The organism is Sanguibacter gelidistatuariae (assembly GCF_900096585.1).
Classification (GTDB): Bacteria; Actinomycetota; Actinomycetes; order Actinomycetales; family Cellulomonadaceae; genus Sanguibacter; species Sanguibacter gelidistatuariae.
Genome location: NZ_FMYH01000007.1, coordinates 149,114 through 168,113, shown reverse-complemented (window position 1 = coordinate 168,113; position 19,000 = coordinate 149,114). Strand labels below are relative to the sequence as shown.

The 19,000-nt window shown below is 70.5% G+C and carries 14 protein-coding genes; 3 read left to right on the top strand and 11 right to left on the bottom strand.

Annotated elements, in window-relative coordinates:
- Nucleotides 1-77: 77 nt before the first annotated feature.
- From BLQ50_RS15125 to BLQ50_RS15085, 9 genes are all read right to left on the bottom strand, one after another.
- Nucleotides 78-1,073, bottom strand: a complete 996-nt coding sequence (locus BLQ50_RS15125) for a LacI family DNA-binding transcriptional regulator (RefSeq protein WP_093185389.1) — start codon at nt 1,071-1,073, stop codon at nt 78-80.
- Nucleotides 1,074-1,159: 86 nt separating this feature from the next.
- Nucleotides 1,160-4,678, bottom strand: a complete 3,519-nt coding sequence (locus BLQ50_RS15120; RefSeq protein WP_139185848.1) for a hypothetical protein — start codon at nt 4,676-4,678, stop codon at nt 1,160-1,162.
- Between the two features lie 48 nt (nt 4,679-4,726).
- The gene (locus tag BLQ50_RS15115; RefSeq protein WP_093185383.1) at nt 4,727-5,896 is read right to left on the bottom strand and encodes a glycoside hydrolase family 1 protein; all 1,170 of its coding nucleotides are present in this window, start codon (nt 5,894-5,896) and stop codon (nt 4,727-4,729) included.
- A gap of 64 nt (nt 5,897-5,960) precedes the next feature.
- Entirely contained in the window at nt 5,961-7,703 is a 1,743-nt protein-coding gene (locus BLQ50_RS15110; protein ID WP_093185380.1) for an ABC transporter ATP-binding protein, read from the bottom strand.
- Nucleotides 7,700-8,671 carry an ABC transporter permease gene (locus BLQ50_RS15105; RefSeq protein WP_093185378.1) on the bottom strand — a complete coding sequence of 324 codons (972 nt, stop codon included), beginning with the start codon at nt 8,669-8,671 and terminating at the stop codon, nt 7,700-7,702. Before BLQ50_RS15105 ends, BLQ50_RS15110 begins: the two co-directional genes overlap by 4 nt.
- The gene (locus tag BLQ50_RS15100) at nt 8,668-9,648 is read right to left on the bottom strand and encodes an ABC transporter permease (protein WP_093185375.1); all 981 of its coding nucleotides are present in this window, start codon (nt 9,646-9,648) and stop codon (nt 8,668-8,670) included. The genes BLQ50_RS15105 and BLQ50_RS15100 overlap by 4 nt, the downstream gene beginning before the upstream one ends.
- Nucleotides 9,649-9,751: 103 nt before the next feature.
- Nucleotides 9,752-11,413 carry an ABC transporter substrate-binding protein gene (locus BLQ50_RS15095; RefSeq protein WP_093185373.1) on the bottom strand — a complete coding sequence of 554 codons (1,662 nt, stop codon included), beginning with the start codon at nt 11,411-11,413 and terminating at the stop codon, nt 9,752-9,754.
- A gap of 221 nt (nt 11,414-11,634) precedes the next feature.
- Entirely contained in the window at nt 11,635-12,726 is a 1,092-nt protein-coding gene (locus BLQ50_RS15090; RefSeq protein ID WP_093185370.1) for a LacI family DNA-binding transcriptional regulator, read from the bottom strand.
- Nucleotides 12,727-12,975: 249 nt separating this feature from the next.
- Nucleotides 12,976-13,632: an SGNH/GDSL hydrolase family protein gene (locus BLQ50_RS15085; protein WP_093185367.1), complete on the bottom strand. Its 657-nt coding sequence runs from the start codon at nt 13,630-13,632 to the stop codon at nt 12,976-12,978.
- 272 nt (nt 13,633-13,904) lie between these two features.
- Here BLQ50_RS15085 and BLQ50_RS15080 point away from each other — a divergent pair, with 272 nt between their 5' ends.
- Nucleotides 13,905-14,369, top strand: coding sequence for a MarR family winged helix-turn-helix transcriptional regulator (locus BLQ50_RS15080; RefSeq protein ID WP_093185365.1), 465 nt, complete (start codon nt 13,905-13,907; stop codon nt 14,367-14,369).
- Nucleotides 14,370-14,394: 25 nt separating this feature from the next.
- The gene (locus BLQ50_RS15075; RefSeq protein WP_093185362.1) at nt 14,395-14,817 is read left to right on the top strand and encodes an organic hydroperoxide resistance protein; all 423 of its coding nucleotides are present in this window, start codon (nt 14,395-14,397) and stop codon (nt 14,815-14,817) included.
- Nucleotides 14,818-14,875: 58 nt separating this feature from the next.
- Here the strand turns inward: BLQ50_RS15075 and BLQ50_RS15070 are convergent, their stop codons facing one another.
- Together BLQ50_RS15070 and xylA are read right to left on the bottom strand one after the other, a co-directional pair.
- Entirely contained in the window at nt 14,876-16,432 is a 1,557-nt protein-coding gene (locus tag BLQ50_RS15070) for a xylulokinase (protein ID WP_093185358.1), read from the bottom strand.
- Nucleotides 16,432-17,616 carry a xylose isomerase gene (xylA, locus tag BLQ50_RS15065; RefSeq protein WP_093185355.1) on the bottom strand — a complete coding sequence of 395 codons (1,185 nt, stop codon included), beginning with the start codon at nt 17,614-17,616 and terminating at the stop codon, nt 16,432-16,434. The genes BLQ50_RS15070 and xylA overlap by 1 nt, the downstream gene beginning before the upstream one ends.
- A gap of 103 nt (nt 17,617-17,719) precedes the next feature.
- Here xylA and BLQ50_RS15060 point away from each other — a divergent pair, with 103 nt between their 5' ends.
- The gene (locus tag BLQ50_RS15060) at nt 17,720-18,931 is read left to right on the top strand and encodes an ROK family protein (RefSeq protein WP_093185351.1); all 1,212 of its coding nucleotides are present in this window, start codon (nt 17,720-17,722) and stop codon (nt 18,929-18,931) included.
- Nucleotides 18,932-19,000 lie beyond the last annotated feature (69 nt).

Here is a 19,000-nt window from a genome sequence, read left to right as displayed (position 1 = left end):
CAAGGGTCGTTATCAGAAGGAGATTCGGCGCAGCCGACAGCGGCCGATCAGGACGGCTCAGGACCGGGCAGGACGGCTCAGGTGCTGCGGCGAAGCACAAGGTCTACGGGCACCTCGGGCGTCTCCGCCATAGCGAGAGCGAGCTCTGGTTTCAGGCGCCCCAGGAGCAGTCGACCCACCCTGCGGCCGATGGCGTCCGCGTGGATGTCAACCGTGGTCAGCGGAGGGACAGCGAACTGCGCCAAGGAGATGTTGTCGACGCCGATCACGGCGAGGTCGTCTGGGGCACAGAGGCCGTGGCAGCGCATGCCCGCGAGGATCGCGAACGCGACCTCATCGTTGTAGGCGGAGACGGCGGTGACCGGATCGGGCCCCTCGACGAGCTCGCTGACCGCCCGTGCTGCAGCGTCCTCGTCCAGCGGGACGGCGACGACGATGGGGGCGGGCAGCCCTCGTTCCTCGCACTCGGCACGTACTCCCTCCAGTCGGCGGGTCAGGAACTCCCCGACCATGGGGTCGGCCGAGGCGGCGAACGCGATCCGCGTGTGACCACGCTCGACGAGGTGCTTCACGTGCATCCGACCCACAAGCATCTGGGGGACGCTGAGCGCTTGCGGGTCGCCGATGTCAAGACTCGAGGCGACGACGGGGATGCCGGCCTGCTCGATCTTTTCTCGCTCTTCGATGGTGAAGGCGGCGAGGTTGGCGATCGCGGCCGGCATGAGCTCGTGCCACAGCGACGAGAGCGAGCGGGCATCCTTCTGCCGCCGGTAGACGACGCTGTAGCCGTGCGGCTCGACGACCTCGGTGATGGACTCGATCACCCGCGCGAAGTTCTCACCCACGGGCGCGTCGGGCAGGACGATGAGGACTGACTCGCTCGTTCCCCGACGCAGAGCCCGCGCTGCCGCCGACGGCGTGTACCCCAGCTCCCTCGCGGCCTGCCGCACCTTGGCACGCGTGGTCTCCGGGAACGTCTGGTTCGGGGTGTCGTTGAGCACGTAGCTCACAGTGCTCTGCGACACCCCGGCATGCCTGGCTACGTCCCGGGCGGTCACGCGTCTGGCTGGCATCCCTCAACCCTTCGTCGGGCATCACCTTAACCTCCTGCGCGGCGGGCAGAGCGCGCACGTGGCACCGCTCTCGCACCAGCGGCCTCTCAGTGGGGGGCAAGGAGCGTGCTGCGGTCTACGCCGACGTGGACGTCCAGGACACCGACCCCGGTGAGGTCCGACGCCGCAACCCAGAGCCCGCCGCGTCGGTAGTGCGCCGTCGTCTCGACACCGGTCAGCAGCCTGCCGTCGGCCTCCACGCGGACCCCGGCACTACCCGGCTCGATGTGGAAGCGCACCGTGCGGTGCGCCCCGGCGAGGTCGATGCCGATCGTCAGGCCGTCGTCCTCGAGGGCGAGGACCGGGTCAATGACCACCCCGCCGGCCTGCTCGACGAGGCCGAGCGCACTCTGCACGAGCTGGCGCAGGTAGATGCCCGGGCCGCTCGAGTACACGCGCCATCCGCCCTTGACCCCGACCGAGCCGTCCCGCAGCCGGTCGAAGTTCGCGGCTGCGTCGTAGCGGTCGGTGAAGGCCGCGTCGGAGGAGGAGTAGTAGCAGTTGCGCTGGCGCGGCAGGCTCGTGCTCAGCCGCTCGAACTGGCCGACCGGGCTGATCCGCAGCAGCTCGGTGACGAGCCGTTCGCGGCCCAGCGTGGCGAGGGCCTGGGTGTAGCGGATGTGGGCGTGGGTGTACATGAGCCCGACCTCGCGGCCGAAGTTCGCCGCTTGCTCCCCGCGCCGGAAGAACCGCGTCTGCCCGTCGTGGAAGGGTGCGGGCCGGTCCATGAGGCGCACGCCGTCGGGGAAGTGCAGGTGCTCCTCGACGAGGCTCTCGTGGTGCAGCGCCTGCTCGGGGGTGAACAGCCCGGCGATGATCGATCGGGTCATCGGGATGAGCCGGTAGGACAACCCGGTCCGGTCGTCGCTCGGGTGCAGCACGGGCCACGGGCCCTCGGGGGCGAAGACGACGTAGCCGGCGAGCACCTCGTCGATCACGAGGCGGTCGGTGAACTCGGCCGCGATCGTCCCCGCCTCGGCCGCGAGCTCGGCTGCGAGCGCGTCGTGCGCAGTCCCGCGCAGCTGGGCGTCGAGGGTGCTCGCCGCCTGGAACAGCAGGGCCACGGTCCAGGCGGAGGCCATCTCGCGGCTCATCGAGGCCTGGGCGGGCTGGAGGGTGTCGTCCCAGTCGCCCTCACCGTAGGAGAGCAGCTCGGTCCCGGGGGCGCGGTGGCTGCGGATGTAGTCCAGGGAGGCACGCACGTGGTCGGCGATGGGCGCCGTGCGGGTGCCTGGGCGGCGCAGCTCGCCGTCCCAGAACGGCACCTCGACGTCGAGGATCGTCGTGTCGCCGGTCGCCGACAGGTACTCCCCGAGCGCCATGAGGGGCCAGACGACGACGTCGCCGTGGGCCTCGTCGGAGTACCGCTCGCGGTAGGCGTCGAACATGAACCACTGCGGCAGGGTGCCGTCGGGGAGCTGGTGGGCGAACACCCGGCGGACGATGTCGCCCGCCGCGTCGAAGTGGCCGAAGGCGAGGTTGAGCTCGAGCGGGCCCTGGCAGACGTCGCGCGTGCCCCAGGCCGCACCGGAGTACTGCTCGAGGCCGTGCGGCACGAGGAAGTGCACGAGCGCGTTCTGCGTGAACCACGGCAGCAGGAGGTTGACCTCGGCGAGGCGGCCCTCGCCCTCGACCCGCAGGTTGCGCGTGTAGTCCGCGATGTAGCCGCGGTGCGCAGCAAGCTCGGCGTCGACGTCGAGCGGGCTGGTGAGCACGCCCTCGGCGAGGGACAAGGCGCTCACCGCGCCGTCGAGGTCGCCGGTGAGCACGAGCGAGGCCGACGTCGTCGCCTCGAAGGCCACCGTGGTCAGGCCCGTGCCGCGGGACCGCCCGTCGGCGAAGAGCGCCGCGTCGTCGCCGAGCCGCCCGGCCGCGCTGGCCAGCACGTAGACGAGATCGGGGCAGTGCTCGGCGACGTCGGTCCCGACGTCCGCGGCGTAGACGAGGGCGCGGCCGTCGAGAGCTCGGGTCGCGGTCCAGGACTGCTCGCCGAGCTCGATGTCTGCCGTGAGGATGACGTCGAGCGGGCGCTCGGAGTCGATACGAACCTCGATGGCGCGGCCGTCGTGGCTCGCCGTCGTGCGCACCTCGATGCGACCGTGCTCGGTCGCGTAGACCCAGCGGACGCCGCCGAGGTCGAGGAGGAGGGCGGAGGGCACGCCGAGCAGCTGCCACCGGTCACCGGCGCGCACGAGGGCGCGCACCCCCGAGGAGCGCAACAGGTTGAGGTGGTTTCGCTGGACGGAGACGAAGCGGTTCGAGGTCGTGTTGCCGACGACGACGTGCGAGGCGAAGACCCCGTAGGCATAGGCGGTCGCGGAGAGGATGTTGTCGTTGGGTGCGACGTCGGAGCCGGCCTTGAGGACGTGCCCGTGCGGCCGCTCGACCGCGAGCTCCTTGGCGCGACTGACGACGTGCGTGGCGTCCGGGGTGAAGAAGGACAGCAGGCGCCCGGCAGGGTCGCGCTCGGGCTGGAGGACCCAGGACGACGCGTCGGAGTGCGCCGACGCGGCCCCGAGGGCGGTGAGCTCGGCGTCGGAGAGGTCGCGGCCGGAGAGCAGCGGAGCTGACACGAGCAGGGAGCGCGACGACGCGTGGGGCGCGGCGGCCTCAAAGGCGGACGGCGCGGCGTCGGGCACGCTGGCGGCGAGCGCGACCGCGCGGTCGAGCAGCCCGGGCACGGCGTCGAGGGCGTCGCCGAGCTCGCCGCGGTAGTCCACGACGACGGCCGTCACCGCGTGCACCGTGCGCGGGGCGGTGAGGTCGACCTCGGGTCCGAGCAGGACCGGGAGGGCGAACTCGTACTGGTAGACGAGCGAGTCCCAGTCGGGCACGTCGAGGCCATGGGCGCGGCCGTCGGCCTTCGCGTCGAGGCCGTAGAAGGAGAACCCGTCGGTGAGGTGCGCGCGGGCGCCCTCGACAAGAGCGGTCACCGCGAGCGGCAGCACGGGCGCGGTCGCCATGGTCTGCCGGCTGGCGACGACGGACCCGGCCCGGGCGTCGTCGAGCACGTGGTGCACGATGTACTGGCTCACGTAGGGCTCGTTGTTGACGGCCGTCGCGACGGGGGCCAGGGCCAGGTCCTGGGCGAAGACGACATCGTAGACGGTGCCTGCCGACTCGGGCTCCGCGGCCTTGAGGTCGATCCGCCACACCCACAGCTCACCGCTCGGATCGAGGGTGAGGGTCACCGCGTAGCTGGCCCCGAGCACTTGACCCGACCAGCGTGCGCCGGCCGGACTCGCGGCGAAGGTGCCGGCCGCGCGTCCGCCGACGAGCGGCGCGCCCTCGACGACGCGGGCGCCCGAGGCGTCCAGGCCGTGGCGGCGCAGGAACACCCCGCCCACCATGGCGTCGTGCTCGCTCGGCACGTACTGGTTGACCAGCATCGACTCCCCGCGGGTGATGGCACGCACGTCACCGGCCACCGAGAGCTCGATGCGGGTCGTCCCCGCCTCGAGCACCGCCGCCGTCGGCGCGGGTCTCATGGGGCTGCACGGGGCAGGCAGGACCGTGGCTGCCGCGGCAGGGTCGGTGGCGGACGGGTGGGCGGTGTGCGTGGTCACGGTGAATCCCTCGAGTCAGGTGTCGGAGTGCGAGTACGGCAGAGCAGGTCAGACGGCGAGCGCGTTGGCCGCCGCGACGTCGCCCAACCAGCGGGCGCTGGGCTTGACGGTCCGCACGAAGGTCGTGCGGTCCACGCTCACCAGGCCGAAGGTCGGGCCGTAGGAACCCCACTCGTAGTTGTCGAGCAGGCTCCAATACAGGAAGCCCTCCACCGTGATCCCGTCGGTGATCGCCCGGTGCAGGCCCTCGAGCGCGCCCTGCATGTAGGCCACCCGGCGGGTGTCGTCGTCGGTCGCGATGCCGTTCTCTGTGACGAAGACGGGCACCCCCGGTGCCATCTCGTGGGACAGGCGGATGCCGTCCTCGAGGGCGCGCGGGTAGAACTCCCAGCCGGTCAGGGTCAGCTCCGCGCCGTCGGCGATCGGCAGCGGCCCCTCGGGGCCGATCTTCGTGCGGGTGTACGCCTGCACGCCGACCCAGTCGTCGCCGGCGGCCATCTCGAGGTACCAGGCGTCGCGGTGGTAACCGTAGTCGCGGGCGATCTCCTCGCAGCCGGGCTCGGGCTGGAAGTCCTGGGTGGCGACCGTCCAGCCGGTGCGGAAGTCGCCCGCCTCCGCGAGCACAGCCCGGCAGGCGCGGTGGGCCTCGAGCAGGGTCTGTGCGACGTTGACGTCGGGTCCGGGCTGGCCGAAGGCCTGCAGGGTCGTGCCCTGGCCGTCGCCGCCGGCCATCATCGCGACCATGTTCGGCTCGTTGATCGTGCACACCCACTCCACGCCCTCCAGGACAGGGAGCACGGTCTGGGTGTAGAAGGCGAAGCGCTCGACGGCGTCGGGCGCACGCCACCCGCCCTCGTCCTCGAACCACTGCGGGATGGTGAAGTGGTGCAGCGTGATCATCGGCTCGAGGCCGAGCTCGCGGGCTGCGAGGACCATCCGGCGGTAGTGGGCGAGCTCCGCCTGGGAGACGAAGCCCTTCTCGGGCTCGATGCGGGCCCACTCGATCGAGAAGCGGTACATGCTCAAGCCGGCGTCGACGAGCACCTGCATGTCCTCGCGGAAGCGGTGGTAGCTGTCGCAGGCGTCGAGGCTGGGCTCGGCGATCGTGGAGCCGGTGAGGTGCTCGCGGCGCCACCAGTCGGAGCTGACGTTGTTGCCCTCGATCTGGTGGGCGGCGGTCGCGGATCCCCAGTGGAATCCTTCCGGGAAGTGCAGCATGTGTGCCTCGCTTGGTTGTGGGGGCGGTGCAGTCAGAAAAGCCAGGGCCGTCAGGGCGCGCCGGTCATCGCCCGGTCCCCGCGCGCTGGGGCTGCGGGATCGCCTCGAGCAGCTCCATCGTGTAGGGGTCCTCGGGGAACCGGAGCACCTGTGCGGTCTGCCCGGACTCCACGACCCGGCCCTGGTTGAGGACCATGATCTGGTCGGTCACCAGGCGTGCGGAGAGCAGGTCGTGGGTGATGTAGAGCATCGAGACGCCGAAGGTGACCCGCAGGTCGTCCAGGAGCGCGAGCACGCCGGCGCGCAGCGACACGTCGAGCATCGAGACGGGTTCGTCCGCGATGATCACCTGCGGGTCGCAGGCGAGCGCCCGGGCGATGACCACCCGCTGACGCTGCCCGCCGGAGAGCTGGTGCGGGAGCTTCGCCGCGAACTGCTCGACGGGCGTCAGGCCCACCGTGTCCAGGAGCTCCAGGACGCGGGTGCGCGCCGCGACCCCGCGCAGCCCGGTGTAGTTGAGGACGGGTCGCATGAGCGCGTACTCGACCGTGTGCAGCGGGTTGAGCGCGGAGTACGGGTCCTGGAAGACCATCTGCACCTCCCGGCGCAGCTCGCGCAGCCCCTTGCGGCGCAGCTTGTCGACCCGGGCGTCACCGAAGTGGATCGCGCCCGACGTCGGACGCTCGACGCCGGTGACAAGCTTGGCGAGGGTCGACTTGCCCGAGCCGCTCGCGCCGACCAGGGCCATGGACTGGCCCTGCTCGAGGGTGAAGGAGACGTGGTCGACGGCCGTGACCGGGTCCTGGCCGCGGCGCGGCGGCGGATAGACCTTGGTGACGTCGTCGACCACGATCGCGGTGGCCTCAGGCCGCCCTGCCCGACGCCGGGCGGGCGCCGTGGGCGCACCGGTCGCCGTCGCGCTGTGCGCCGGCGAGGCGGCGTCGACGGCTTCGGCGACCGAGCTGTGCCCGGTCGTCGAGATCGTCGAGCCGCGCACGACGAGCCCCGGCACCTCGACGACCTCGGCGCGCGGGTCGGCGTAGTGGCTGAGCAGCATCTGCGTGTACGCGTGCTGCGGGGACTGCAGGATCTGCTGGGACGTCCCGTCCTCGACGATGACGCCCTCGCTCATGACCATGACCCGCGACGTCGACTCCAGGACGATGCCGAGGTCGTGGCTGATCAGCAGCGCCGTGAAGTTCTCGGACTTCTGCAGCTCCCGGATGGTGCCCATGACGGCGTGCTGGACGAGGACGTCGAGCGCGGTGGTCGGCTCGTCGAAGACCATGAGCTGGGGCTCGAGCGAGAGCGCGAGGGCGATCGAGACGCGCTGTCGCATGCCGCCCGAGAGCTCACCGGGGAAGCGGTCGAGGACCGTGCGGGGCAGCTCGACCTTCTCGACGAGATCGTAGGCACGCGCGAGCCGCTTGCTCTTGGGCACGTGGCCGTGCGCGGCGAAGATGTCGCCGAAGTGCTTGCGGATCGAGCGCACCGGGTTGAGCGCGTTCATGCCCGACTGCAGCACCATCGCGAAGCCGCCCTGGCGCTGCTTGCGCAGCTCCTCCTCCTTCATGCTCGCGATGTCGCGGCCGTCGAAGAGGATCGTGCCCTCCGAGATGCGGGCCGGCGCCTTGGCGAGACGGGTGACCGCGAAGCCGAGGGTCGACTTCCCGGAGCCCGACTCCCCCACGAGGCCGACGAACTCGCCGCGCTCGAGGGAGAAGGAGGCGTTCTTGACCGCGTAGGTCGGCTCGGCGCCGCGCGGTTCGTAGACGACCGACAGGTTGTTGACCTCGAGCAGGCTCATCGTCCAGATCCTTCCCGTAGGCGGGGGTTGGACAGTCCGTCCACCCCGAAGTTGATGAGGGTGAGCGACGTGGCGAGCAGCGCGATGCACAGGCCGGGTGCGAAGAGCAGCACCCACTGCCCGGTGAGCAGCGCGTTGGAGTTCGAGGCCCAGAAGAGCATGGAGCCCCAGCTCACGGTCGTCGTGTCGCCGATCCCGAGGAAGGACAGGCCCGACTCCGCGAGGATCGCCGACGTCGCGGCACCGAAGAAGCTGCCGGTGATGAGCGAGGTCATGTTCGGCAGGATCTCGCGGAAGACGATGCGGGCCGCGCCGTCTCCGGAGAACTGCGCCGCGGTGATGAAGTCACGACCGCGGATGGACTGCGTCTGGGAGCGCAGCACACGCGCCCCGTACGCCCAGCCGGTCAGCACGACGACGAAGATGATCATCGTCATGCCGCCGTTCTGCAGGTAGGCCGCGATGACGATCATGAGCGGCAGCCCCGGGATGACGAGCACGAGGTTGACGACGAAGTTGATGACGTCGGCGAGCGGACCGCGGATGTAGCCCCACGACAGGCCGACGACGACCGCGATGAGCGTCGAGAGGAACCCGGCGATGAAGCCGACGAGCACGGAGATCCGTGCACCGAAGACCACCTGGGAGAAGACGTCCTCACCGGCCGCGGTCGTGCCGAACCAGTGCGCGCCCGACGGCGCCTGGTTGCGCCCGAAGCCGTTCTCGGTCGCGCCGTAGGGCGCGATGAGCGGCGCGAAGACCGCCATGAGGACAAAGACGGCCAGCACGACGACGCCGATCCGGGCCTTCTTGTTGCTCCAGATCGTCGAGGCCCCGCGGGAGATGACCCGCAGCGGCGAGGCCGGTCCGCGGGCTGGCGGGACGACCGTCGAGCCGTCGGCCCCCGCGGGCGTCAGGTAAGGGGGTGTTGAGCCCGTGGGCTCCGGGAGATTCGCTGGAACGGTCATCGGCGTGTCCTCGGATCCAAGAGTCCGTACAAGATGTCGACAAAGAAGTTCGCCAGGAGCACGCTGATCGTGATCATGAGGAACAGGGCCTGCATGAGCGGGAAGTCTTGGTTGGTCACCGCGTTGTAGAGCAGATAGCCGACGCCGGGGTAGTTGAACACCTGCTCCACGAGCAGGGAGCCGCCGACGACGCCACCGAGGGCAAGACCGAATCCGGTGAGGTTCGGCAGGATCGCGTTGCGGGCCGCGTACTTGATCGCCACGGTGTGGCTGCGCAGACCGTTCGCCTCGGCGAAGGTCACATAGTCGTCGCCGAGGGTGTTGATCATGTTGTTGCGCATGCCCAGGATCCACCCGCCCAGGGAGGTGATGAGGATCGTGATCGCGGGCAGCCACGCGTGGCCGATCGCGTCGGAGACGAAGGCGAGCGACATGTTCGGGGTGGACTCGCGTCCGTAGGCCCCCGAGGTGGGGAACCACTTGAGCTGGTACCCGAGGAAGAAGACCAGCAGGAGCGCGGTCCAGAAGTAGGGGAAGGCCGACGTGAACGTGCCGCCGAGGGTGGGCAGCGTGTCGAGCCAGGTCCCGCGCTTCCAGGCGGCGAGCACTCCGAGAAGGGTTCCGCAGATGAACGCGACGACCGTCACGAGGCCGACCATGACGAGCGTCCACGGAAGCGCATTCATGATGAGCGAAGAGACGCTCTGCGGGAAGAATGTGTACGAGACCCCGAAGTCGAGGCGGAACACGTTGCCGAGGTATTGGATGTACTGCGACCAGACGTCACCGGTCGGGACGCCGAGCTGGGCCTCGATGGCCGCGCGGGTCGCGGGGTCGACCGGGCCGTTCTGCGCGAGCTTCGCGATGGCCGCGTCAGCCGGGGTGCCGGGCATGAGCCGCGGCAGCAGGAAGTTCAGCGTGATCGCGGCCCACGCCGTCAGGAGCAGCAAGCCAAGCTTGCGCAGGAGATACCACACGGGGTGCTCGCCTTCGTCAGGAGATAAGGGGACATACCGGCGGGGTGGGGGCGCGGCTCACGTGCGCCACCACCCCGCCGGTGATCGATCCGGTGCGGACCGGTCAGCTGTCCACCTTCGTGATGGTGGTCAGGACGACGAGCGCGCTCGACGTGTACGGCGTCGGCGTCATGTACGGGTTCTCCGCACTGGGCCAGCCAGTGAAGCTCTTGTCGGAGAAGAGGCCCCACAGGCCCGCGTAATAGACCGAGACGACCGGGACCTCGTTGAACATGACTTCCTGGAGCTCGCCGGCGATCTCCTTCTGGCGGGCCTCGTCGACCGTCGCGCGGAACTCGGTGAGCAGCGCGTCGACCTCAGGGTTGGAGTAGCGCTGGTAGTTCGACGGCGCTGTGGTGCCGATCGGCTCGTTGAAGTCAGAGCTCAGGAGGTTGTAGTAGCCCTGGAAGACCGAGCCGTTGCCGCCGAAGGAGCTCATCGCGACGTCGAAGTCGCCGTTCTGGATCGCCTGGAAGTAGGCGGCCGGCTGCGGCTGGTTGATCTTCACGTCGATGCCGATGGCGGTGTACTGCTTCTGGATCTCCTGGACGGCGCGCAGCCAGTCGGTCCAGCCGTTCGGCGTCGTGATGGTCATCGAGGCCTGGGTGCCGTTGGCGTCGACGAGCTTGCCGCCGGAGAGGGTGTAGCCGGCCTTGGCGAAGGCAGCCTCGGCCGCTGCGGTGTCCTGCGTGACCATTCCCTCGTCGGGGATGGCGTCGGTGAGCCACTCCTCCTGGGTCGGCAGCAGCAGCCCCTGCTGGCCGGAGGCGCCGACGGTGCCCTCGGAGGCGTTCTCGGCGATCGTGTCGCGCTTGAGCGCAAGGGACATGCCCTGGCGGAAGTTGACGTCGTCGTAGGGAGCCTTGGTGAGGTTCGGGACGATCGCGACGGTGCCGCCGGCCGGGAACCAGAACTCGTTGCCCTCAGCGGAAGCGACCCAGGTGTTCTCGACGTCGGACATGAAGGCGTAGGCCCAGTCGTAGCCGTTGTTGACGATGTCGAGCTGGGAGTTCGCGGCCGGGAGCACCAGCTCCTCGGCGGCGACCTTGTCGGCCTGCCAGTAGTCGACGTTCTTCTCGAGCTTGTACTGGTTCGCATTGAAGTCGCCGAGCGTGTACGGGCCGGTTCCCACCGGGGCGTCGTTCGTGAACGTGACGGGGTCGGCGACGCCCTCCCAGAGGTGCTTGGCGACGATCGGCACCGCGAGGACGACGATGGGCGCGGAGGAGTCCTCGGCGGTGAGCTCGAAGGTGACCTTCTCGCCCTCGGCGCTCACGGAGGCCAGCCGGGACCAGACGCCGGTCGTGTCCAGGGCCGGGAACGCCTTGAGGAGGTTGTACGTGAAGACGACGTCCTCGGCCGAGAAGGCCGTGCCGTCGCTCCAGGTGACGCCCTCGCGGATGTCGGCCACGATCGTGCTGGCGTCGGGCTGGGAGTAGTCGGTCGCGAGGAAGTTGGTCGCCTTGCCGTCGAGCGCGTTCACGACGATGAGCGGTTCGTAGATGATCGTCGCGGTGGTGCGCTTCTCGATCACGAAGGGGTTGAAGTTCTTCACGAACGTCGGGGAGCCGTTGTCGGCCGCGAGCATGAGCGAGCTGGATCCGCCGGCGGTGCTCGCGGTGCCACCCTCGGGGGCCGCGCAAGCGCTGAGCGCAAGGGCCGCTGCGAGGCCCAGGCCGAGCGCGGAGGTCAGGCGCTTACGCGTCCGACGGGTGCCGTCGATCATGGCTTTTTCTCCTTCGTGTCGTCTTTGTCACGTCGACCGGGCGGTACGCAACTGTGCGGATCGCGTCGGTCAGTACTGCTGTCCTGACCAATGTATGCGCATACATTGGTTCGCGCAACCGTAGATCCGGAGGTCGATGACCGGTTGTGGGCGCCCAGCGGGGGCCGCCCCTAGGCTGGCGTGGGCCCGCTGGAGAGGATAGAAGGGTGCGGACGCCTAGGTCAGGCGAGGCAACCACAGCTCTCGCGCAGCAGCACCGTGACCGGCAAGGTCCGGGTCTGCGGTGGCATGAGGGGGTCGCCCAGCCTGCACAGCAGGGTGTCCACCGCCGCTCGCCCCAGCTCGCGCATGGGTTGCCTGACGGTCGTGATCCGCGGTCGTGACATCTCTGAGGCGTCGATCCCGTCGAAGCCCGTGATGATGACGTCATCGGGTACCCGCAGGCCCGCGGCGAGCAACGCATCCAGGACACCGAGTGCAGTCTGGTCGTTCGAGCACACGAGGGCCCGCGGGACCGGGCCCGCCTCGACCAGACGACGGCCCAGGATCCGGCCGTGGCCACGGGTGAAGTCACCGCGCAGCAGCGGCTCCGGCGGCGCCACGATCCCCGCGGCGAGCAGGCCCGCTCGGAAACCCTCGAAGCGGTCGTGATCGTCCGGGGAGTCCGCCGGGCCTCCGACGAAGGCCACGTCGCGGATCCCGTGCACGTCGACGACGTGCTTGGTCATCGCCTGCATCCCGGCGACGTTGTCGGTGCCGATGTGGTCGTACTCGTCCCCCGCGCGCGGGCCCGCGATGACGACGACCGGGATGCGCCGGGCGATGTGGGCGAGCAGCCGCTCGGGCACCGTCCGCGAGAGCGTAACCATGCCGTCAACGCGTCCGGCGAGGTTGTCGAAGATCTCGGTGCCCCGCTCCCCCCGCGCCACCGCGATGGTTACGGCCATGCCGTGCCGCCACGCCTCAAGCTCGGTGCCGAGCATGACCTCGCTGATGTAGAGGTCCCCGCTCGGCTCGACGCCCTCGGGCGGGTCGAGCTGCGCGTCCACCGGGCCGTCGGCATAGGCGATCGGTGCCGGCCCGCCGTCGATCCCGTCGAAGTCGGGGAAGCACAGGCCGATCGCGCCGGCCCGTCTCGCGGCGAGGCTGCGAGCGCTCCCGCTCGGCACATAGCCCAGGTCCAGGACGGCCGCGTGCACCCGGTCCTGAGTCGCCTGAGACACCTCGTGCGGCTTGCGGAACACCCGCGACACGGTCGCGATCGACACCCCTGCGAGTGCTGCGACGTCGTAGACGGTGGGAACCTTCTGCATCAGATACCCCTCCTCGTCAAGGCACCGATCCTACGACACACCGATGAGCCAAGGTTGACGGGGGTGCCGCTGACCTCGCCCGACGCCGACCTGTCTGCCTGTCTGCACGCCTGTCTACCTGCACGTCTGTCTGCCCATCCGCCGACAGTTCTCGTACGGGGCCGATTCGGCAACTGACTGGGCTCGGAGGTACTGGATTCCGGTGTCAGGCCTCACGGCTCAGGCCTCACGTGTCACGCCTCCCAGAGGCTAGATTGCCTCGGTGCGGGCCAGCCAGGCAGCCGCCAGCTCGGCGTTGCCCTCGTCGGTGAGGTGGACGCCGTCGTCGGCGTAGCGGGCGAAGCCGCGGGTCTCCCCGCCCGAGTTGCCGCCGGCGTTCACGGCGAGCTCAGTCAGCAGGCCGTCCGCGGCGAGCAGCGTCGCCCCGGTCTCGGCCGCGACCCGGCGCACGACGGCGATGCGCGCGTCGAGGTCCTCGCGCCACTCCCACTGGTCAGCCAGCACGGGCAGCACGAACGGTTCGATGAACAGCACCTGGGCGGAGGTCTCGGCGGCCAGCCGCCCGAGGATGAAGCGCAGGTCGGTCTCGTAGGACTCGGTCGACGTCGCGTCGTCGGCGTCGAAGCGGCGCCAGGTGTCGTTGATGCCGACCATGATCGTCACGACGTCGGGTGCCACGTCGATCGCGTCGCGCGTCCAGCGTTCGCGCAGGTCGACGGCCCGGTTGCCGCCGATCCCCTTGTTGATCACCGTGATCGGGTGCTCCGGGTGCGCGGCGGCCCAGCCGTCCGCCGCCATCCGCACGTAGCCGTGCCCGAGCGATCCGGCGGCGTCGTCGCGCCCCCACTCCGTGATCGAGTCCCCGATGAACAGCACGGTCGAGCCGGCCTTGATAGACAGCGTCATGTCACGTCCTTGTGTAGTTACTGCAGAGCACTCCAAGGATCCCAGACCATCCGCTGAGTGCGGTCAAACGGTTGCCCAAAACGGATATCCGGCAACCGTTTGACCGCACTCAGCGCTCGTGGATGATCGCCGCGGGACCGTCGCGACGGACCGCCGCGACGTACTGCCGTACTGCGTGGGACGTCGGCGTCGCCGCCCCGCGCCCTGACCGTGAGCCACGCCCTGGCCGCATATCAGTTGTGCACAACTTAATTGCCCACTACAGTCATTGAATGAGCCTCGACCAGCCGGCAACCGACCTGCAGCCCGACCTGCACCTGGACGCCCAGCTGTGCTTCCGCCTCTACCGAGGCGAACGTTCCGTGCTCGGCACCTACCGCGAACTGCTCGACGATCTGGGCCTCACCTATCCGCAGTATCTCGTGATGCTGGTGCTGTGGGAGGAGGACGGCCTCCCGGTCTCCCAGATCGGCGCACGACTCTCCCTCGACAGCGGCACGCTCTCACCGCTGCTGCGACGCATGGAGACCGCCGGCTGGCTGAGCCGCACCCGCGACTCGGCCGACGAACGCGTGGTCCGGGTGGCACTGACCGAGGAGGGGGCCGCGCTCAAGCAGCGCGCCGCGGGCGTGCCCCGCTCCCTCGCGGAACGCTCTGGGCTCGATGCCGAGGAGTCCGCCACCCTCGCCCGGCTGCTCGACAAGCTCTGTACCAGCCTCACCGGCGATGTCCGGTGACCCGTCCGACGATCGGAGATCGCCCATGATTCCCCTCTACACCGCCGAAGCCCTCGCGACCGGAGGCGGCCGCAACGGCCACGTCACGACGTCGGACGCCCGGCTGGACCTCACCCTCGCCATCCCGACCGAGATGGGGGGATCGGGTCAGGGCGCCAACCCCGAACAGCTCTTCGCCGCCGGGTATGCGGCCTGCTTCCACTCCGCGCTGCAGAGCGTGGCACGCGCGGCGAAGATCTCGATCGCAGACTCGAGCGTCGGCGCGCGGGTCAGCATCGGAACGCTCGAGGCCGGTGGCTTCGGCCTCGCCGTGACCCTCGAGGTCGTGCTCCCCGGCCTGCCCGCCGACCAGGCGCAGTCTCTCGCTGACCAGGCCCACCTGGTGTGCCCGTACTCCAACGCCACCCGCGGCAACATCGAGGTCACGATCAACGTCGTCGAGGACTGACCGCACGCAAACGGCCGCTGGCCCCACCCAAGAGGGCGGGGCCAGCGGCCGTCTTGCGTCAGACGAGGTCGCGAACCGCCGCGTACTGTTCCCGGATGACCGGCTCGGGCGCGGCCGTGTGGACCGTGGTGCCCGACGCCGCAGGCCAGGCCGGAGCCTGCCCCCCACCAACCAGCACCCAGGCCGCCTGGCGGGCTGCGCCATCGGCTACGTACTCACCAGCGGGCGGGACCTCGACCGGAAGCCCGAAGACCTGCGGGGCGATCTCGCGGACCGCCTCGGACTTCGCGCCGCCGCCGATCATCAGCAACCGCTCGACCTTGGCGCCCTGCGCGACGAGGGCGTCGAGGCCGTCGGCCAGCCCACAGAGCATGCCCTCGACCGCGGCCCGGGCCAGGTGCGCGGGTGTCATGTTCGCGAGCCGCACGCCGTGCAGCGTGCCGGTCGCGTCGGGCCGGTTGGGGGTGCGCTCGCCCTCGAGGAAGGGAACGAGGACAAGCCCGTCCGCTCCGGCGGGTGCGGTGAGCGCGAGGCGGGACAGCTCGGCATGGTCCACCCCGAGCATCTGCGCCGCGCCGTCGAGCACCCGGCTGGCGTTGAGCGTGCAGGCGAGCGGCAGGAAGGCGCCGGTCGCGTCGGAGAAGCCGGCGACCAGGCCCGAGCCGTCGGCGGAGGGCAGCGCGGAGATCGCCGAGACGACCCCCGACGTGCCGATCGAGACGGCCACGTCGCCGGTCGCCATGCCCAGCCCGAGGGCCGCGGCGGCGTTGTCACCGGCACCGGCGCCGAGCACAATCCGCTCCCCAGCGGACGCAGCTGGGGCAGCGGCTCCGAGGGCCTCGGCGAGCACCGACGCCTCAACCGACCCGCCCGACTCCCCCGGCCCCAGAACCCGCGGCAGCGTGATCCGCGTCGAGGCACCCTCACCGAGAGCAAGGTCGAGCAGGTCCAACCGATACTCGCCCGTGGCCCCGGAGAAATACCCCGTGCCCGAGGCATCCGACCGGTCGGTCGTCAGCGCGCCGAGGTCACGGGCAGCGCCCGGGACCCCTCCCGCGCCGGAGATCTGCCAGGTCAGCCAGTCGTGCGGCAGGCACACGGCCGCGATCCGGGCGGCGTTCTCGGGTTCGTGATCGGCGACCCAGCGGAGCTTGGTCACCGTGAGGGAGGCCACCGGGACGGTGCCGATCGCATCGGCCCAGGCCTGCTCCCCGGAGCCGCCCGTGCGCACACCCAGGTCATGGATCAGATCCGACGCAGCCCCGGCGGAACGGTTGTCGTTCCACAGCAGGGCCGGGCGGATGACCTCTCCGTCAGCGTCGAGCAGCACCATGCCGTGCTGCTGCCCGCCCACGGCGAGGGCAGCGACGTCGTGCAGGCCACCGGCGGCGGCCACGGCGGAGCCGAGGGCGACCCACCAGGCGGCGGGGTCGACCTCGGTCCCGGCGGGGTGCGACGCGGAACCGGAGCGAAGGAGCGCCCCGGTCACCGCGTCGCGGACGACGACCTTGCACGACTGGGTCGACGAATCGACCCCAGCGACGAGCGCACCGACGGGCGCCCCGAAGACCGACGGATCAGCTGCGCCGCCCACGGACGGCAAGGTCGCGGTCATCAGGACCCGATCAGGTGGCGCAGGGCCAGCTGGTTGAGCCGCACGAAGCCGAAGTCGCGCTGCGCGGCGGCGTCGGCGTCGAAGTCCTCGAAGGAGGAGGTGTCGGCGAGCAGGTCGGCGACGGTCTCACCGGCCGCGAGCGTCGGGGTGGCGAGCTCGAAGATGCCGGCGTTCTTGAACGCCTCCTGGACCTCGGGGTCGGCGCGGTAGGCCGCGGACTTGCGGGCGAGCATCTCGTAGGACTCGATGTTGGCGCGGGCGGAGTCCCACACCCCGACCGTGGTCTCGGTGCGCGAGGGCTTGTAGTCGAAGTGACGCGGGCCGGTGTAGCGCGGGCCGTCGGGGGTTCCGGGGAAGCCGTTCTCGACGAGGTCGACCGTGAAGAAGGCGGAGAGCAGGTCGCCGTGACCGAAGACGAGGTCCTGGTCGAACTTGATGGACCGCTGACCGTTGAGGTCGATGTGGAAGAGCTTGCCGGCCCACAGTGCCTGGGCGAGGCCGTGGGTGTAGTTCAGGCCCGCCATCTGCTCGTGGCCGGTCTCAGGGTTGAGGCCGACGATGTCGCCGTGCTCAAGCTCGGCGATGAAGCCGAGGGCATGGCCGATGGTCGGCAGGAAGATGTCGCCGCGCGGCTCGTTGGGCTTGGGCTCGAGGGCGATCTTGATGTCGTAGCCCTGCTCCTTGATGTACCCGGCCACCAGGTCGACGCCTTCGCGGTAGCGCTCGAGGGCGGCATGCAGGTCCTTGGCACCGTCGTACTCGGTGCCCTCGCGCCCGCCCCACATGACAAAGGTCTTGGCGCCGAGCTCGGCCGTGAGGTCGACGTTGCGCAGCACCTTGCGCAGCGCGAAGCGGCGCACGGAGCGGTCGTTGGACGTGACGCCCCCGTCCTTGAAGACGGGGTGGGAGAAGAGGTTGGTCGTGACCATCTCGATGGTCAGGCCCGTCTCCTCGGCCGCGGTCTTGACCTCGCCGAGCAGGCGGTCGCGGGTTGCGTCGTCGGAGCCGAAGGGCACCACGTCGTCGTCGTGGAATGTGAAGCCCCACGCACCCGCCTCGGCAAGCTTGTGGATGGACTCCGCCGCGGGCAGCGGCGCACGGCTCGCACCACCGAACTGGTCCTGGCCCTGCCAGCCCACGGTCCACAGGCCGAAGGAGTAGTTGATTCCGGAGTTGTTCGTCACGTGAGGTCTCCTCGTCGAGAGCTGTCCGTCGAGGGGGCCATTCCCACCCGACGGATTAGTTGTATGGATGAACTTATCCCCGGAAGCCGGTAAGGTCAACACTATGGCCGCAACCCCCGCGCTCGGGCAGCACTCGCTGCGAGAGCAGAATATCGCGCTCGTCGCGCGGGAGATCTTCGGTGCCCCCACCCCTCCGTCCCGGGCCGACGTCGCGGCGTCGACCGGCCTGACCCGCGCGACCGTCTCCGCCCTCGTCGACCGACTCATCGAGGCCCGGATCGTGGCCGAGCTCATCCCCGCACCCGCCCGCCGCGCCGGGCGCCCGGCCGTCCCGCTGGCCCCGGCCACCGGCACCATCATCGGCCTCGGCCTCGAGGTCAACGTCGGCTACCTCGCCGGCACCGTGCTCGACCTCTCGGGCGCCACGCTCGCCACCCGCACCGTCCCGGGCGACTTCCATGCGAGCGACCCAGCGACCGTGCTCGCCCAGCTCGGCACGCTTTCCGCCGACCTCCTCGCCACCGCCCGCTCCATGCACGACGGCGCGCGCCTGGCCGGCGTCCGCGTCGCCCTCCCCGGGCTGGTGGACTCCGCGACATCGACGCTGCGCGTCGCCCCGAACCTCGGCTGGGCTGAGCTGTCCCCCGTCGACACCCGAGCCATCGCGGCGCACACCGGGACCGCGCCGATCATGATCGCCAACGAGGCCAAGCTCGCGGCCCTCGCCCAGGTCCCCGTGCCCGGGACCACCACAGAGGTGCCGGACTCCTTCCTCTACGTCTCGGCCGACGTCGGCATCGGGGCCGCGATCGTGCTCGACCGCGAGCTGTTCCGCGGCGGGCGCGGGTGGAGCGGGGAGCTCGGGCACGTCGTCGTCGATCCGGCCGGGCCGCCCTGCCAGTGCGGGGCGACCGGCTGCCTCGAGCAGTACGCCGGCACGGACGCGGTGCTGCGCGCCGCACATCTGCCCCGCGGGTCGTCGGTCACCGACCTGCTCCGTGCCGTCGCGCGCGACGACGCCCGCGCGACCGCCGCGCTCGACCGCGCCGGCCATGCACTTGGCGCGGCGTTGGCCGACTTCGTCAACCTCATCGACGTGCCGGACATCCTCCTCGGCGGGGCCTACTCCGAGCTGGCCGACCTTCTCGGACCGGTGATCCTGGCCGAGCTGGGCACCCGGGTGCTGTCGGCGCCGTGGTCCTCGTTCACCGTGCGCCGCGCGCCCGTGGGGGCCGGCGCGGCGACGATCGGGGGGGCACGCCAGAGCCTCGACGACGTGGTGGACGACCCGACGCCGTGGCTGGCCGGGGACTGACACCCCCCGCTCGACCACAGCACGCTCCGGCGCGGCGGACGCCTCACGCGCCCCGCACCCGCGCGCCGC

Excerpts from the sequence above, each read along its gene's own strand:
- BLQ50_RS15125 (WP_093185389.1), bottom strand. The coding sequence starts at position 1,073 with ATGCCAGCCAGACGCGTGACCGCCCGGGACGTAGCCAGGCATGCCGGG.
- BLQ50_RS15115 (WP_093185383.1), bottom strand. The coding sequence starts at position 5,896 with ATGCTGCACTTCCCGGAAGGATTCCACTGGGGATCCGCGACCGCCGCC.
- BLQ50_RS15110 (WP_093185380.1), bottom strand. The coding sequence starts at position 7,703 with ATGAGCCTGCTCGAGGTCAACAACCTGTCGGTCGTCTACGAACCGCGC.
- BLQ50_RS15105 (WP_093185378.1), bottom strand. The coding sequence starts at position 8,671 with ATGACCGTTCCAGCGAATCTCCCGGAGCCCACGGGCTCAACACCCCCT.
- BLQ50_RS15095 (WP_093185373.1), bottom strand. The coding sequence starts at position 11,413 with ATGATCGACGGCACCCGTCGGACGCGTAAGCGCCTGACCTCCGCGCTC.
- BLQ50_RS15090 (WP_093185370.1), bottom strand. The coding sequence starts at position 12,726 with ATGCAGAAGGTTCCCACCGTCTACGACGTCGCAGCACTCGCAGGGGTG.
- BLQ50_RS15085 (WP_093185367.1), bottom strand. The coding sequence starts at position 13,632 with ATGACGCTGTCTATCAAGGCCGGCTCGACCGTGCTGTTCATCGGGGAC.
- BLQ50_RS15080 (WP_093185365.1), top strand. The coding sequence starts at position 13,905 with ATGAGCCTCGACCAGCCGGCAACCGACCTGCAGCCCGACCTGCACCTG.
- BLQ50_RS15075 (WP_093185362.1), top strand. The coding sequence starts at position 14,395 with ATGATTCCCCTCTACACCGCCGAAGCCCTCGCGACCGGAGGCGGCCGC.
- BLQ50_RS15070 (WP_093185358.1), bottom strand. The coding sequence starts at position 16,432 with ATGACCGCGACCTTGCCGTCCGTGGGCGGCGCAGCTGATCCGTCGGTC.
- BLQ50_RS15060 (WP_093185351.1), top strand. The coding sequence starts at position 17,720 with ATGGCCGCAACCCCCGCGCTCGGGCAGCACTCGCTGCGAGAGCAGAAT.